This window comes from Streptomyces sp. NPDC002734 (assembly GCF_040295685.1).
In the GTDB taxonomy this organism is placed as follows: Bacteria; Actinomycetota; Actinomycetes; order Streptomycetales; family Streptomycetaceae; genus Streptomyces.
Genome location: NZ_JBEOVU010000024.1, coordinates 41,681 through 55,282, shown reverse-complemented (window position 1 = coordinate 55,282; position 13,602 = coordinate 41,681). Strand labels below are relative to the sequence as shown.

At 75.1% G+C, this 13,602-nt stretch carries 12 protein-coding genes and 1 pseudogene; 8 read left to right on the top strand and 5 right to left on the bottom strand.

The window, feature by feature from the left end; translation table 11 throughout:
* The first annotated feature begins 31 nt into the window (after window positions 1–31).
* Window positions 32–1,870, top strand: a complete 1,839-nt coding sequence (locus tag ABT026_RS21395) for a cholesterol oxidase substrate-binding domain-containing protein (RefSeq protein WP_351116406.1) — start codon at window positions 32–34, stop codon at window positions 1,868–1,870.
* A gap of 140 nt (window positions 1,871–2,010) precedes the next feature.
* On the opposite strand, the gene msrB is transcribed toward ABT026_RS21395, so the two are convergent.
* The 4 genes from msrB to ABT026_RS21375 all read right to left on the bottom strand — a co-directional run bounded on the left by msrB (window position 2,011) and on the right by ABT026_RS21375 (window position 5,667).
* Complete coding sequence (gene msrB, locus ABT026_RS21390; protein ID WP_351116405.1) at window positions 2,011–2,418, bottom strand: peptide-methionine (R)-S-oxide reductase MsrB; 408 nt, start codon at window positions 2,416–2,418, stop codon at window positions 2,011–2,013.
* 15 nt (window positions 2,419–2,433) lie between these two features.
* Window positions 2,434–3,837: a UDP-N-acetylmuramate--L-alanine ligase gene (gene murC / locus ABT026_RS21385; RefSeq protein WP_351116403.1), complete on the bottom strand. Its 1,404-nt coding sequence runs from the start codon at window positions 3,835–3,837 to the stop codon at window positions 2,434–2,436.
* A gap of 208 nt (window positions 3,838–4,045) precedes the next feature.
* Window positions 4,046–4,537, bottom strand: coding sequence for an indole-3-glycerol phosphate synthase (locus ABT026_RS21380; RefSeq protein ID WP_351116402.1), 492 nt, complete (start codon window positions 4,535–4,537; stop codon window positions 4,046–4,048).
* 314 nt (window positions 4,538–4,851) lie between these two features.
* Window positions 4,852–5,667 (bottom strand): pyrimidine reductase family protein, encoded by an 816-nt coding sequence (locus tag ABT026_RS21375; protein ID WP_351116400.1) that lies wholly within the window; start codon window positions 5,665–5,667, stop codon window positions 4,852–4,854.
* Between the two features lie 37 nt (window positions 5,668–5,704).
* Between ABT026_RS21375 and zapE the strand changes: the two genes are divergently transcribed.
* Both zapE and ABT026_RS21365 read left to right on the top strand, forming a co-directional pair.
* Window positions 5,705–6,811 carry a cell division protein ZapE gene (zapE, locus tag ABT026_RS21370; protein WP_351116398.1) on the top strand — a complete coding sequence of 369 codons (1,107 nt, stop codon included), beginning with the start codon at window positions 5,705–5,707 and terminating at the stop codon, window positions 6,809–6,811.
* Window positions 6,812–6,948: 137 nt separating this feature from the next.
* Window positions 6,949–8,514 (top strand): FAD-dependent oxidoreductase, encoded by a 1,566-nt coding sequence (locus ABT026_RS21365; RefSeq protein ID WP_351116397.1) that lies wholly within the window; start codon window positions 6,949–6,951, stop codon window positions 8,512–8,514.
* A gap of 116 nt (window positions 8,515–8,630) precedes the next feature.
* Here the strand turns inward: ABT026_RS21365 and ABT026_RS21360 are convergent.
* Window positions 8,631–8,837 (bottom strand): annotated as a pseudogene (locus tag ABT026_RS21360) (aminoglycoside phosphotransferase family protein); the annotation flags it as partial.
* Between the two features lie 97 nt (window positions 8,838–8,934).
* On the opposite strand from ABT026_RS21360, the gene ABT026_RS21355 reads away from it, so the two are divergent.
* The 5 genes from ABT026_RS21355 to ABT026_RS21335 all read left to right on the top strand — a co-directional run bounded on the left by ABT026_RS21355 (window position 8,935) and on the right by ABT026_RS21335 (window position 13,595).
* Complete coding sequence (locus tag ABT026_RS21355) at window positions 8,935–9,639, top strand: aminoacyl-tRNA hydrolase (protein ID WP_351116395.1); 705 nt, start codon at window positions 8,935–8,937, stop codon at window positions 9,637–9,639.
* 37 nt (window positions 9,640–9,676) lie between these two features.
* The gene (locus ABT026_RS21350; RefSeq protein ID WP_351116394.1) at window positions 9,677–10,528 is read left to right on the top strand and encodes an endo alpha-1,4 polygalactosaminidase; all 852 of its coding nucleotides are present in this window, start codon (window positions 9,677–9,679) and stop codon (window positions 10,526–10,528) included.
* A gap of 37 nt (window positions 10,529–10,565) precedes the next feature.
* Window positions 10,566–11,237 (top strand): hypothetical protein, encoded by a 672-nt coding sequence (locus ABT026_RS21345; RefSeq protein WP_351116393.1) that lies wholly within the window; start codon window positions 10,566–10,568, stop codon window positions 11,235–11,237.
* 186 nt (window positions 11,238–11,423) lie between these two features.
* The gene (locus ABT026_RS21340) at window positions 11,424–12,755 is read left to right on the top strand and encodes an MbnB/TglH/ChrH family RiPP precursor modification enzyme (protein WP_351116391.1); all 1,332 of its coding nucleotides are present in this window, start codon (window positions 11,424–11,426) and stop codon (window positions 12,753–12,755) included.
* 69 nt (window positions 12,756–12,824) lie between these two features.
* Window positions 12,825–13,595 (top strand): TIGR04222 domain-containing membrane protein, encoded by a 771-nt coding sequence (locus tag ABT026_RS21335; RefSeq protein WP_351116389.1) that lies wholly within the window; start codon window positions 12,825–12,827, stop codon window positions 13,593–13,595.
* Window positions 13,596–13,602: the final 7 nt, after the last annotated feature.

The following is a 13,602-nucleotide window of genomic DNA, read 5'->3' as shown; positions in this document are numbered from 1 at the left end:
CGGGTCCGGCAGGACAGGGGAGGTCTCCGGCATGGCGGATGGATCTTCGGGTGACGGCGCTGGGCTGTCGCGGCGCCGACTGCTCGCGTCGTCGGCCGCCGCGGGCGGCGGGGCGTGGCTGCTGCGCGGACTGGTCCGCCCGGGAGGTGCGTACGCCGCCGACGCACCCCCACCGCCACCGGGTTTTCCGGCCGGTCCCGAGCTCTACCGACGCGTCTACGAGAACTGGGTCGGCGAGATCCGCACCGACCAGTTGTGGACGTGCGCTCCGCGCCACCCGCAGGACGTGCTCGACATCGTCAACTGGGCGCACGGTGCGGGCTGGACGGTACGCGCGCAAGGCAAACGGCACGGCTGGGCCCCGCTCACGGTGGCCGACGGCACACCGGCCGCGACCCGGGTCGTCCTGCTGGACACCACGGCGCACCTCACCGCCATGTCGCTGGAGCGGCGGGCCGCCGACGGCTCGGCGGAGATCCGGGTCCAGACCGGGGCCACGCTGGAGGACCTGCTCGCGTTCGCCGGCGCGGCCGGTCACGGCGTCACCGCCGCGCCGGCGCCCGGGCAGCTGTCGGTCGGCGGCGCGCTCGCCATCGGCGGGCACGGTACGGCCGTCCCCGCCGTCGGCGAGAGCACGCCGCCCGGCCACGGCTACGGCTCGCTGAGCAACCTGGTCACCGAACTGACCGCGGTCGTCTGGGACGAGGACGCCGGCCGCTACCTGCTGCGGACCGTCGGCCGGGCGGAACCCGACTGCGACGCGCTCCTCGTCCACCTCGGCCGCTCGCTCGTCACCGAGGCCGTCCTGCGCGTGGGCGCCGACCGGAACCTGCGCTGCCGGTCCCTCCTGGACATCCCGGCCGCCGAACTGTTCGCCGCCCCCGCCGACGCGGCCGGGAAGCGGACCCTGGCCGACTTCGTCGACCGGACCGGTCGGGCGGAGGCGATCTGGTTCGCCTTCACCGACAAGCCGTGGCTGAAGGTCTGGAGCGTCGCGCCGCGACGGCCGCTGGGCTCACGCGCGGTCGACGAGCCGTACAACTACCCGTTCTCCGACTCCCTCCCCGAGCCGGTGGCCCGGCTGGCCGGGTCCCTGGTCTCGGGGGCCTGGGCGAGCGCGCCGCTCTTCGGCCAGGTGCAGTACCTGCTCGCCAAGGTGGCGCTGACCGGTGATCTCACCGACGTCCTGCTCTCCGGCGACCTCGTGCGGGACGTGCTGACCGGTGACGTCCTCACCCACCTGCTGGCGGGCGGGCTGCGGTCGGACCTGTGGGGCGCCTCCCGCAACCTGTTGCAGTACATCCGGCCCACGACGCTGCGCGAGACGGCCAACGGTTATGCCGTCCTCGTCCGCCGCGCCGATCTGCAGTGGGTGGTCAGCCGGTTCGCCGACTTCTACCGCACGCTGCTCGCCGAGTACGCGGCGCGCGGCGAGTACCCGGTCAACGGCCAGGTGGAGATCCGCGTGACCGGCCTGGAGGACCCGTCCGCGTGCGGCGTACCGGGCGCGCGGTCACCCCTGCTGTCCGCCGTGCGCCCGCGCCCCGACCGGCCGGACGTCGACACCGCCGTGTGGATCGACGTCCTGTCCCTGCCGGCCACACCCGGCCTGCACCGCTTCCTCCGGGAGCTCGAGCGGTTCCTGTTCGCCCTGGACGCGGACAGGGCGACGGTCCGGGTGGAGTGGTCCAAGGGCTGGGCGTACACCGACACCGCCGCGTGGTCCGACCCGGACGTCCTCGCCCGCACCGTCCCCGCCTCCCTGCGCGCCGGGGGCGGCCCCGGCTGGGACGAGGCCGTCACGACCCTGGAGCGGCTCGACCCCCACCACGTGATGTCCAGCCCGTTCCTCGACACGCTGCTGCGCTGATCCCGCGGGCGTGCCTCGGCCTCCGCGGCGACGATCACCGCGTCCACCCCGTGAACTGTTCCTCCATGGCGACGCAGACGACGCACCGGGCCCCGGCCGACGTGCGACCGGGGCCCGGGCTGCGGAGGGACGAGGACGGCTCAGTCCTGCGCCGGCTCCATCCGCAGCGAGATCGAGTTGATGCAGTACCGCTGGTCGGTGGGCGTCGGGTAGCCCTCGCCCTCGAAGACGTGGCCCAGGTGGGAGCCGCAGCGGGCGCAGCGGACCTCGGTGCGGACCATCCCCAGGGAGGTGTCCTGGATCAGCTCGACCGCGTCGGTGTCCTTCGGGTCGTAGAAGGACGGCCAGCCGCAGTGCGACTCGAACTTGGTCCCCGAGGTGAAGAGCTCGGCCCCGCAGGCGCGGCAGGAGTAGACGCCCTTCGCCTTCGTGTCGGTGTACTCACCGGTGAAGGGGCGCTCGGTGCCGGCCTGGCGCAGGACGGCGTACTCCTCCGGGCTGAGCTCCGCGCGCCACTGCTCGTCGGACTTCTCTATCTCGTAGGCCATGGTGTGCGCCTTCCCTTACCGGTTCTGCTGTGCGAGACGGTCCAGGATCAGCGGGCCGAGGTCGGTGACGTCGCCCGCTCCCATGGTGAGAACGAGATCGCCGGGCCTGGCCATTCCCGCGACCACGGCGGGCGCTTCGGCCTTGTCGTGGACGGCGGTGACGTCGGCGCCGGTCTCCCGGGCGGCGTCGATGACCAGCTCGCTGGTGACGCCCGGGATCGGGTCCTCGCGGGCCGGGTAGATGTCGAGGACGACGGAGGCGTCGGCGAGGGCCAGCGCCACACCCATCTCGGTGCCGAGCTCCTGGGTGCGGGAGAACAGGTGCGGCTGGAAGAGGACCAGTATCCGGCCGCCCTCGGGGAGCCCGGCGCGCATGGCCTCGAGGTCGGCGTTCATCTCGGTCGGGTGGTGGGCGTAGGAGTCGATCACCTGGACGCCGGCGGCCTCGCCCTTGAGCTGCAGGCGCCGCTTGACGCCCGTGTAGGCGGCGATGGCGGGCGCGAGCTCCTCGGCCGGGATGCCCAGCGCGACGCCCGCGGCGAGGGCGGCGACCGCGTTGTGGGCGTAGTGGCGGCCGGGCACCGAGACCGTGAAGGTGAGCGGGGCGTCGTCGATCTGGACGGTGACGTCGCTGGTGAGGCCCTTGGCGACGACGGCGCCGATGCGGACGTCGGCGTCCAGGGACTCGCCGTAGGTGACCGTGCGGATGCCGGTTCCCTCCAGGCGCGCGGTGAGCTCGCGGGCGCCCTCGTGGTCGGCGGAGATCACCAGCGTGCCGCCGGGGACGATCTTCCCGGCGAAGATCCGGAAGGAGTCGTAGATCTCCTCGATCGACGCGTAGTTGGCGTGGTGGTCGAGCTCCACGTTGAGGACGATGGCGACCTCGGGCGCGTACTTGTGGAAGCTGCGGTCCGACTCGTCGGCCTCGGCGACGAAGATCTCGCCCGAGCCGTGGGCGGCGTTGGAGCCCGGCAGGTCGAGGTCGCCGCCGATGGCGTACGACGGGTCGAGGCCGAGGGCGCCCAGGGAGACCGCCAGCATGGAGGTGGTGGTGGTCTTGCCGTGGGTGCCTGCGACGGCGATGGGCCGCAGGCCGTCCATCACCCGGGCCAGCGCGTCCGAACGGTGGACGACGGGGATGCCCAGCTCGGCGGCGCGGGCCAGCTCCGGGTTGTCCTCGCGGATGGCGGAGGAGACCACCACGCAGCTGGCGTCGTCGGCCAGGTGCGCGGCGTCGTGCCCGATGTGGACGGTGGCGCCCAGGGAGCGCAGCGCGTCGGCGGTGGCGGAGTCCTTGGCGTCGCTGCCGGCGACCTTGGCGCCCCGCTGGGCGAGGATCTTCGCGATGCCCGACATACCGGCGCCGCCGATGCCGATGAAGTGCGGTCGGTCCATGGCGGTGGGCAGGCCGGGTGCCATGCGTGTCTCCCCTGCGGTGGTGCGGTCGTGTCCGCCCACAGCCTAGTACCGCGCCCGCCGGGGCCCCGGCGCGGCCGCACCGGGGCGGCCCCTCCCCGCCCCGGGCGGCCTCGTCGCGTCGGGCCGATCGGGTGGATCCGGCCGCGGACGGCCGCAGGCGGCCGACGGCGACCGTCGACGGCCACCGACGGCCGGTCCGGGCGGGCGGTCAGGCGGGGGTCTGGCCCTGGGTCCTGCTGTGCGAGAAGAGCTTGAGCACCGGCACGCCCACCTTGTGGCGGGCCCGGGAGGCCCAGTCGCGGTGGAAGAACTCCTCGACGTAGTGCGGGTCGGTCAGCACGATCACCTCGTCCGCGCCGACCTCCTCGACGACCGCTCTCAGCGCGTCCAGCGGGTGTTCCTCGACCAGCCGCCCCTCCGCGTCGCTGCCGGCGGCGCGCAGCGCCACCAGGGAGATGTCGAGGGCCTGGCGGCCCTGCTCGGCGGCGTCCTTGCCCTCCGGCTTGGCGGACTCCCGGGCCGCCTCGTCCAGCGCGCCGAGGGCGATGTCGTCGATGGCGCGCAGCAGCCGGTCGGCCTGGTCGCCGCGCGGCTGGAGCATGACGTGGAAGGCGACCGGCTCGTCGCCGTGCAGCGTGGTGACGAACTCGACGTCGGCCGAGGTCAGGGCCTTCTCGATCATCAGTACGCTCGTGAACACGTGGGCGCCCCTTCTCTTCCGTTCACGGACCTGAGGGGCCCGCTGTCGTCCGTGGCCGGCAGCGCCGTCGTGGGCCGCTGCTGAAACCATCCTGCCCCCTCGCCGCGGTCCGGACCTACGCAATTCCTCGGCCGCGCCGGACCGGCCGGACCTGGGGGATCTCCATGTTCCACCGATCGCCCGCCTCAATCCCGGCCGACCGGGCCCGTACGCCCTGCTCGGAGCCCGTCCCGCCCCTCCAGGCGGCCCGGCCTCACCTCCAGGCGGCCCGGCCTCACCTCCAGGGGGCCGGCCTCAGCTCCAGAGGACCGGCCTCAGCTCCGGTGGTAGCGGCTGAAGAGGAAACCGTCCTCCTCCAGCAGCGAGCCGAGCACGAAGCGGTGCGGCACGGCGACCGACGGGCCGCCCGCGATGCGCTGGGCGTCCCCGGCGGTCAGGGTCGGGGAGAGGGTCAGGCACAGCTCGTCCAGCACGCCCGCGGAGATCAGCTGCCCCAGCAGCCGCGGACCGCCCTCGGTGAGCAGCCGGGTGTGACCGAGACCGGCGAGCGCGTGCACGGCCCGCGCCGGGTCGACGCCCATGCCGTCGCCCGCGACGACCACCCGGGCGCCGGCCTTCTCGGCGGCGGCGACCCGGCCGGGGTCGGCGGCGGCGCCGGTGAGGATCAGGGTGGGTACCAGCGGCGAGGTGAAGAGGGGGAGCGAGAGGTCCAGCTCCAGGCTCGCCGAGACGACGGCGATGGCGGGGGCCGGGCCCTGGCCCGCGGCCTCCCGGCGGGCGGCGAACTCCTTGCGGGCCCGGGCGGGCCGGTAGCCCTCCTGCCGGACCGTCTGCGCGCCGACCACGATCACGTCGGCCAGCGCCCGCAGCGTGCCGAAGATCCGCATGTCCGTGGCGCTGGAGATGGGGTGCGAGCGGCCGTCGTGCTGGGCCGCGCCGTCGAGGCTGGAGACCATGTTGGCGCGCAGCCACGGCTCGCGGGCTCCGGGGCCGCACTGCGGGTCGGTGGCGTGCGTGGGGTAGGCGTAGGCGTCGGCCAGTTCGTCGAGGGTCCACTCGCGGCCCGGATCCGTCGGGTCCGCCGGGGCGGCGGGGGCTGTCTCTTGGGTCACAGGGAACAGGCGTCGCATGACACGCAGTGTGACATGCCGCTTAACATGGGGAAGCGTGTCTCCTTCCACCTCCGCCGCCGGTCGCGGACCCATAGCCGAAACGGCCCCGCAGTCCCTCTGCGCCCGTGAGCCCTTCGTCCCCGCCGATCGTCTGGTGGCGGAGATGGTGCCGCCGCCGCGCTTCGGCGAGGCCCGCTTCGGGACGTACATCCCGGACCCGAACCAGCCCAGCCAGAGCGAGGCGGTCCGCGTCCTGGAGGGTTTCGCCGCCACCCTCGGCGGCCCGCCGGCGGACTCCGGCGGCGGCGCGATGCGCCGGCTGTTCGGGCGCGGCAGGGCGAAGCAGGCCGCCCCCGCCGGCCCCCGCGGCGTCTACCTGGACGGCGGGTACGGCGTCGGCAAGACCCACCTGCTGGCCTCGCTGTGGCACGCCACCCCGGCGGAGCCGTCGCTGAAGGCGTTCGGCACCTTCGTGGAGCTGACCAACCTGGTCGGCGCGCTGGGCTTCCAGCAGACCGTGAAGACCCTCTCCGGCCACCGCCTGCTGTGCATCGACGAGTTCGAGCTGGACGACCCGGGCGACACCGTGCTCGTGTCCACCCTGCTGGGCAAGCTGGTCGAGGCGGGGGTCGCGCTGGCCGCCACCTCCAACACGCTGCCGGGCAAGCTGGGCGAGGGCCGGTTCGCCGCGGCGGACTTCCTCCGCGAGATCCAGGGCCTGTCGGCGCACTTCCGCGCGCTGCGCATCGACGGCGAGGACTACCGGCACCGGGGCCTGCCCGAGGCACCGGCGCCGTTCTCCCAGGAGCAGGTCGAGCGGGTCGCGCACCGCACGCCGGGCGCCTCCCTCGACGCGTTCCCCGCGCTCCTCGACCACCTCTCGCGGGTCCACCCGAGCCGCTACGGGGCGCTGACGGACGACCTCGCCGCGGTCTGTCTCACCGGGGTGTCCGCGGTGCCGGACCAGTCCACCGCGCTGCGCCTGGTGGTCCTCGCGGACCGGCTGTACGACCGGGAGGTGCCGGTGGTGGCCTCCGGGGCGCCGTTCGACGGGCTCTTCAGCGACGAGATGCTGGCCGGCGGGTACCGGAAGAAGTACTACCGGGCCATCTCGCGGCTGACGGCGCTGGCCCGGGACGCCAAGCCGCTCGTCGACGCCTGACGGGCCCGCCTCGCCTCCCGCCTCGCCGCCCGCGCGGTCCCGCCGGGCGGGCGAGGCGGGAGGACCGGGCCGGAGCGCCGGGCCCCGGGCGCAGGAGGGCTGCACTGATCGTCCGCGCTCGGGGTACCCGGCGCGGCATGAGCACTCGCTACCCTCCGCTCGGACCGTCGTACTGGATGCGGACCGCTCCCGGCGACGAGTCCTACCCCTCCCTGGCCTCCGACGTGGACGTGGACGTCGCCGTGATCGGCGCGGGCATGGCCGGCATCAGTACGGCGCACGAGCTGATGCGGGCCGGCCGGACCGTGGCCGTGCTGGAGGCGGGCCGGCTGGCCGGTGGCGTCACCGGGTACACCACCGCGAAGCTGACCGCCCTGCACGGCATGGTCTACGCCCACCTGCGCAAGACGCGTGGCGCGGACGGCGCCCGGCTGTACGCCCGGTCGCAGACCGAGGCGATCGAGCACGCCGCGGCGCTGGTCGAGGAACTCGGCATCGACTGCGACTGGGAGTCCCGCCACGCCTACTCCTACGTCACCGACCCCGCTCAGGCCGACCAGGTGCGGGCCGAGGCGGAGGCGGCCCGCGAGGCGGGCCTGCCGGCGATCTTCACCCAGGTGACCGGGCTGCCGTTCGAGGTGGCCGGCGCCGTCCGGGTGGAGGGCCAGTACCAGTTCCACCCGCGGAACTACCTCCTCGTCCTCGCCGCGGACCTGGCCGCGCAGGGCGCGCTGATCCTGGAGAACACCCGCGTCACCGGCCTCACCGAGGGCGAGCCGCACACCCTGGAGACGGACACCGGGAACGTGGTGCGGGCCCGGGACGTCGTCGTCGCCACCCACTACCCCGTCTTCGACCGGGCCCTGCTCTTCTCGCGGCTCTCCCCGCGGCGCGAGTTCGTGGTGGCGGGGAGGATGCCCGACTCCCTCGACCCGGACGGCATGTACATCACGTCCGAGGAGAACACCCGCTCGGTGCGGACGGCGCCGCTCGACGAGCCCGGCAAGCGGCTGCTGCTGGTCACCGGCGAGCACATCACGCCCGGCACCGGGGACCCGGAGGAGTGCTTCCGGCGGCTCACGGACTGGGCGGTGGCCAACTTCCCCGGCACCGAGCCGATGTACGGGTGGGCCACCCAGGACACCGACGCGACCGACACGGTCCCGCTGGTCGGGCCGCTGCACCCCGGCGCCCGGGGCCTCTGGGTGGCCACCGGGTTCCGCGGCTGGGGCATGAGCGGCGGCATCATGGCCGGCCGGCTGCTGGCGACGCTGATCGACGGCGGGAGCAGCCCGTGGGCCGAGCTGTACGACCCGCGGCGGCTGGCGCCGGTGCTGCGGGAGGCCCCGCGGTTCCTGAAGACCCAGGCGAAGGTCGCCCGTCACTTCGTCGGCGACCGCCTCGCGGCGGTGACCGGGGCGACGCCGGTGGAGGACATCGAGCCCGGCGACGGCGCGGTGGTCCGCGTGGGCGGGGAGTCCGTCGCCGTGCACCGGGACGACGAGGGCGAGCTGCACGCGGTGTCCGCGCGGTGCACGCACCTGGGGTGCCTGGTGGACTTCAACGCGGCGGAGCGGGCGTGGGAGTGTCCCTGCCACGGCTCTCGCTTCGGCCCGGACGGCTCCGTCCTCCAGGGCCCGGCCACCCGCCCCCTCCCCCGGCGGACCCTGCGCCACCGCACGGATCCTTCGTCCTCCGCCTGACGCCGCGCGATCCTGCCCCGCGGGTTGCGGGCCGCCGTGCCCACACGCCCGCGGGGCAGCGCGTCCGTCCACCGGTCCGCCCCGGACACGCGCATCGGACACCGGGGACCCAGACCTCAGACCCGGAGCAGTTCCAGCGTCTGCCGCAGGTTGTGCTCGGCGATGGCGGCCATGAACGCCCGGTCGGGGAAGTGCCCGTCGAGCAGCCGCAGCGGCCCCGCCGTCAGCGAGAGCCGCTGGGCCAGGGTGTACAGCGCGAGCCGGTCCTCGTCCAGGCCGTCCACGCCCAGCGGCCGGTAGGCGTCGTGCAGGCGGATCCGCACGCTACGGGAGCGTCACGGTGGGGACGACCGGTTTCCGGCTGACCCCGGCGGCCGGGCCCCCGGGGAGGCGCGGGTGGCGTTTTGGCAGACTGGGGGTGTGACCACCTCGCCGTTCGCCCTCGTCGCCGACCTCCGGGACGACAAGCCGCAGTACGTGCTCCCCCTGGTCGTCCGGCTGGAGAAGACGGAGCCCCCCGCCCGCACCGACGCGCTGGAGACCTCGGCCCGTGCCGTGCTGACGGTGCTGGACGACCCCCGGGCGACCGGCGACGGGGAGTGGGCGCAGGCGATGGAGGACTGGCAGGACGCCCGGATCCGCAAGGTCGTCCGCCGTGCCCGGGGCGCCGAGTGGCGCAAGGCGCAGACCCTGCCCGGCATCACGGTGAGGGGCCGCCACGGCGCCGAGGTCCGCGTCTACCCGCCGATCCCCCTGGACGGCTGGCCCAAGGAGCTCGCCAAGCTCCAGGTCTCGGGCACCGACCTGGACGACCCGGAGCCCCCGCCGCCCGCCGACCTCACCGCCCCGGTGCTCTGGCTCAACCCGCGGCTGGACATGTCCGCGGGCAAGACGATGGCCCAGACCGGCCACGCCGCCCAGCTCGCCTGGTGGGAGCTGGGCGACGCCGACCGCGCGGCCTGGCGGGACTCCGGCTTCGCCCTCTCCGTGCGCACCGCGTCCGCCGAGCGCTGGGCCGAACTGCTCCGCTCCGGCCTGCCCGTGGTGCGCGACGCCGGTTTCACGGAGATCGCGCCCGGCTCGTGCACCGTGATCGCCGACCACCCCGCGCTCCGCCGGTCCTGACCGCGATGCCGCCCACCGCCCCCGGAGGGCGCTGAACATGCCCTTCCGCCCGAGGCGCCCCGCCAGACTGCGCGGCGCCCTGGCCGTCGCCCTGCTGTGCGTCCCGCTCCTCGCGGCCACCGCCGGGTGCACTACCGCGGACGGCACCGGGCGGAACGCGGCGCCGGGCAAGGCGGCCGCTCCGCGGCCGGGCGTGGAGTTCGACTACCAGCTCGGCGGCGCCTCCACGCCGCCGGACACGGCGGGCGCCCTGGTCCGCGACCGCTCGGAGAAGCCCGTGCCGGGGCTCTACAACGTCTGCTACGTCAACGCCTTCCAGGCGCAGCCGGACGCCCTCGGCCGGTGGCGGGAACATCACCCCGACCTGCTCCTGCGGGACCACGACGGCGAGTTGGTCGTCGACGAGGACTGGGACGAGGTGCTGCTCGACACCTCGACCCAGGAGAGGCGCCGGAGGCTGGCGAAGATCGTCGGGGAGTGGATCGACGGCTGCGCCGCGGCCGGGTACCAGGCCGTCGAGCCGGACAACCTCGACTCCTACGAGCGGTCGGACGGCCTCCTGACGGCGGCCGACAACCTGGCGTTCGCCGAACTCGTCGCGGAACGCGCCCACTCGGCCGGTCTGGCGGTCGCCCAGAAGAACGCGGTCGACCTGGCCCCGAAGGCCCGTGCCCTCGGGTACGACTTCGCCGTGGCCGAGGAGTGCGGCCAGTACGACGAGTGCGGCGCCTACGCGGAGGCCTACGGCGACCGGGTGTTCGTCGTGGAGTACCGGGCCTCCGGCTTCGCCGCCGCCTGCGAACGGTGGGGCGGGAGGCTGTCGGTGGTGCTGCGGGACCTGGACCTGGTGCCGGCCGGGGAGGACGGGTACCGCCGTCGCGTCTGCTGACGGCGCCGGTCGCCCCGATCGCCGCCATACTGGGCGCATGGGCTCCTCCGGAATGCTCCAAGCGGTGCTGTACTGCCTGCAGTTCAGCCGGGAACTCGGCGACGAGGAGGTCGAGCGCCTCAGCCGGACGATCCTGGAACAGCCCTTCCACGACCTCCCTGTGGCGGAGCAGTACGCCGGGATCGAGGAGGCCCTCGCCGTGGACCTCGGCCGGACGGACCTGTCCTGGCAGCCGCACGACGAGCCGGCCGTCCGCGACTTCCTGCGCCGTCTCCTGGACCGTCTGGACGCGCTCCGACCGTGGCGGGAACCGCCGTTCCGGAGTCTGGGGACGGACCGCTGGGAGGCGTTCACCCGCGGGACCCTGCTGGCCCGCGTGCGGCTGTCCTCCCCCGCGCAGGACGTGCTGCACGCGCGCCTGCGCAGCGTTGCCGGGGACGCGCACGGCCTGCGGGGCCTGGTGCTGCGGCTCCGGTCCGGGGACGAGGTCGCCCTGGTGGCACCGCCTCCGGCGACTCGGCCCCTGGCGGACGGCGACGAGGCGGTGCTGATGGCGGCGCCGCCGCACCGCCCGCCGCGGGAGATGGTCGAGGCGTTCCTGACCCACACCCGGTACCCCCGGGAGCGGCTGACGCCGGCGCTCCCACGGCGGTGGTGGCGCGGCTCCGGCGGGGCCCTTCCGCCCGGTGTACGGCCCGCGCGCGGCTGAACCTCCCCCGCACGGGGCCCCGCGTCGCCACACCCCTGCGCCGCCCCCGCGTGGCCGAAGCCCGTGCGCGGCCCGCGGTTAGCTCAAATCAAGCTCTGAATACGCGCCGACACGCTTCGCGGCACCCGCTGCGGGGCCAAGACTCCCTCGTACGGGGATGTACACGGTGACGGGGGGAGGGCGACGATGACGCACCTGGGGACGGGTATCGGCTGGCGGCCGGAGATCGCGGACGCCGTGGAGGCGTTGCCGGGGGTCGACTGGGTCGAGGTGGTGGCGGAGAACATCTGCCCGGGCCACCTCCCCGCTTCGCTGACCCGGTTGCGCGAGCGGGGCGTCACGGTGGTGCCGCACGGCGTGTCGCTGGGCCTGGGCGGCGCCGAACGCCCGGACGCCGCACGGCTGGAGGCGCTCGCCGAGCGTGCCCGGCTGCTGGAGGCTCCGCTGGTGACCGAGCACATCGCCTTCGTCCGCGCGGGCGGCGCGCTGACCGCCTCCCCCGCGCTGGAGGCGGGGCACCTGCTGCCGGTGCCCCGCACCCGCGACGCGCTGGACGTGCTGTGCGAGAACGTGCGCGTCGCCCAGGACGCGCTGCCGGTGCCGCTCGCGGTGGAGAACATCGCCGCGCTGCTGGCCTGGCCGGGTGAGGAGCTCACGGAGGGCCAGTTCCTGTACGAGCTGGCCGAGCGCACCGGCGTGCGGCTGCTGATCGACGTCGCCAACCTGTACACCAATCAGGTCAACCGGGGCGAGGAGGCGGCGAAGGCGCTGGCCGACCTGCCGGTGGAGGCGATCGCCTACGTGCACGTCGCGGGCGGCGTGCTCAAGGACGGGGTCTGGCACGACAGCCACGCGCACCCGGTGCCGGAGCCCGTGCTGGACATCCTGGCCGACCTGGCCTCGCGGGTCCGTCCGCCGGGCGTGCTCCTGGAGCGGGACGACGACTTCCCGCACCCCGCCGAGCTGGAGCGGGAGCTCGGGTCGATCAGGGCGGCGGTCGCCCGCGGCCGTGCCGCCACCGACGGGGACGGGGACGCGGGCGCGGCAGCGACAGCGGCGGCGGCTCCGGAGGGCGCCCGACCGGCGGTGACCGCGGCGACCGACCGCACCCGGCAGCGCGTGGGCGTGGCCCAGGCGTCGCTGCTCTCCGCGCTGGTGGCCGACGGTCCCGTGCCGGAGGGGTTCGACCGGGCCCGGGTCCGGGTGCAGGCCAGGGCGCTGGCCGCCAAGCGGGCCGGGATCGTGGCCAAGGTCGCGCCCGAACTCCCCCGCATCCTCGGCGACTCCTACCGCCCGCTGTTCGTGGGCTACGCCCTCGGCCGGCCGCAGAGCGGCGGGTACCGCAGGGACGCGCTGGACTTCGCGGAGCACCTGCTGCTCTCCGGCCGCCCGGAGAGCGCCCGCCGCCGCAACCGGTTGCGCGCCTGGTGGCTCGAGCGGTCGGGTCCCGCGCCGCTGCCGCGCACCCCCGCCGCCCGGGTCGCGCGCGCCACCCGGCGGGTGCTGCTGGGCGGTTGACCGCAGAAGTGTGTCCATATGGTGAACGACCCATGGCGCGACCCCCCTGCGGTGACATAGGAACTCCGCATGTTCTGGGTCTTTCTCCTGCTGGCGGCCTGGGTCCTCGTGGGAGCGGCCTGTGCGCGCCTGTGCCGTGCGGCGGTCGTCGCCGCGGCCGTCGAACGGCGAGGCGCCGACCGTGACTCGCTGACGCTCTACGAGGCGGCGTTCCTGGCCGGCGGGCCGGGCCGGGTCGCCGACCTGGCCCTGGTGGCGATGGCCCGGGAACGCCGCCTGCTGCTGGCCCACACCGGCTGGGCGACGGTCGTCGACCCGCAGGGCCGTGACGCGGTGGAGGACGCGGTGCTGACCGCGATAGGCCCCGGCGGCCAGCGGCGGATAGCCCTGGTGCGCACGGCCGCGGCAGCGGCCGAGGCGGTGCGCGACCTGGCGGACCGGCTGGTCACGGCGGGGCTGGCCGTGCCGGAGCGGGCGGGCACCGTCGCGGGCGGGGTGCGGGGGGTGCGCCGGGCGGCGACGACGGTGGCCGTCCTGGGCGCGGTGGCGGTGGTGCTGCCGGGCGAGGAGGGCGGCCCCTCGGCGGGGCTCACGGCGGCCTGGTTCGCCGCGCCGCTCGCGTTGGCGCTGGGCTGCCTGCTGACGGTCCGTATGGAGCTGTACCCCTACCCCCGGCGCGCCTCCCCCGCCGGTCGCCGGCTGATGCTGTCCCTGCGCCGCGGGCTGGACGGCCAGGACGGAGAGGCCCGCACGCTGACCGCCGTCGCGCTGCGCGGCCCGGGAGCGGTGGAGGAACCGGGACTGCGGGCCGCGTTCGCCGCGCGCGCCGAGGAGGACTAGAACCTGT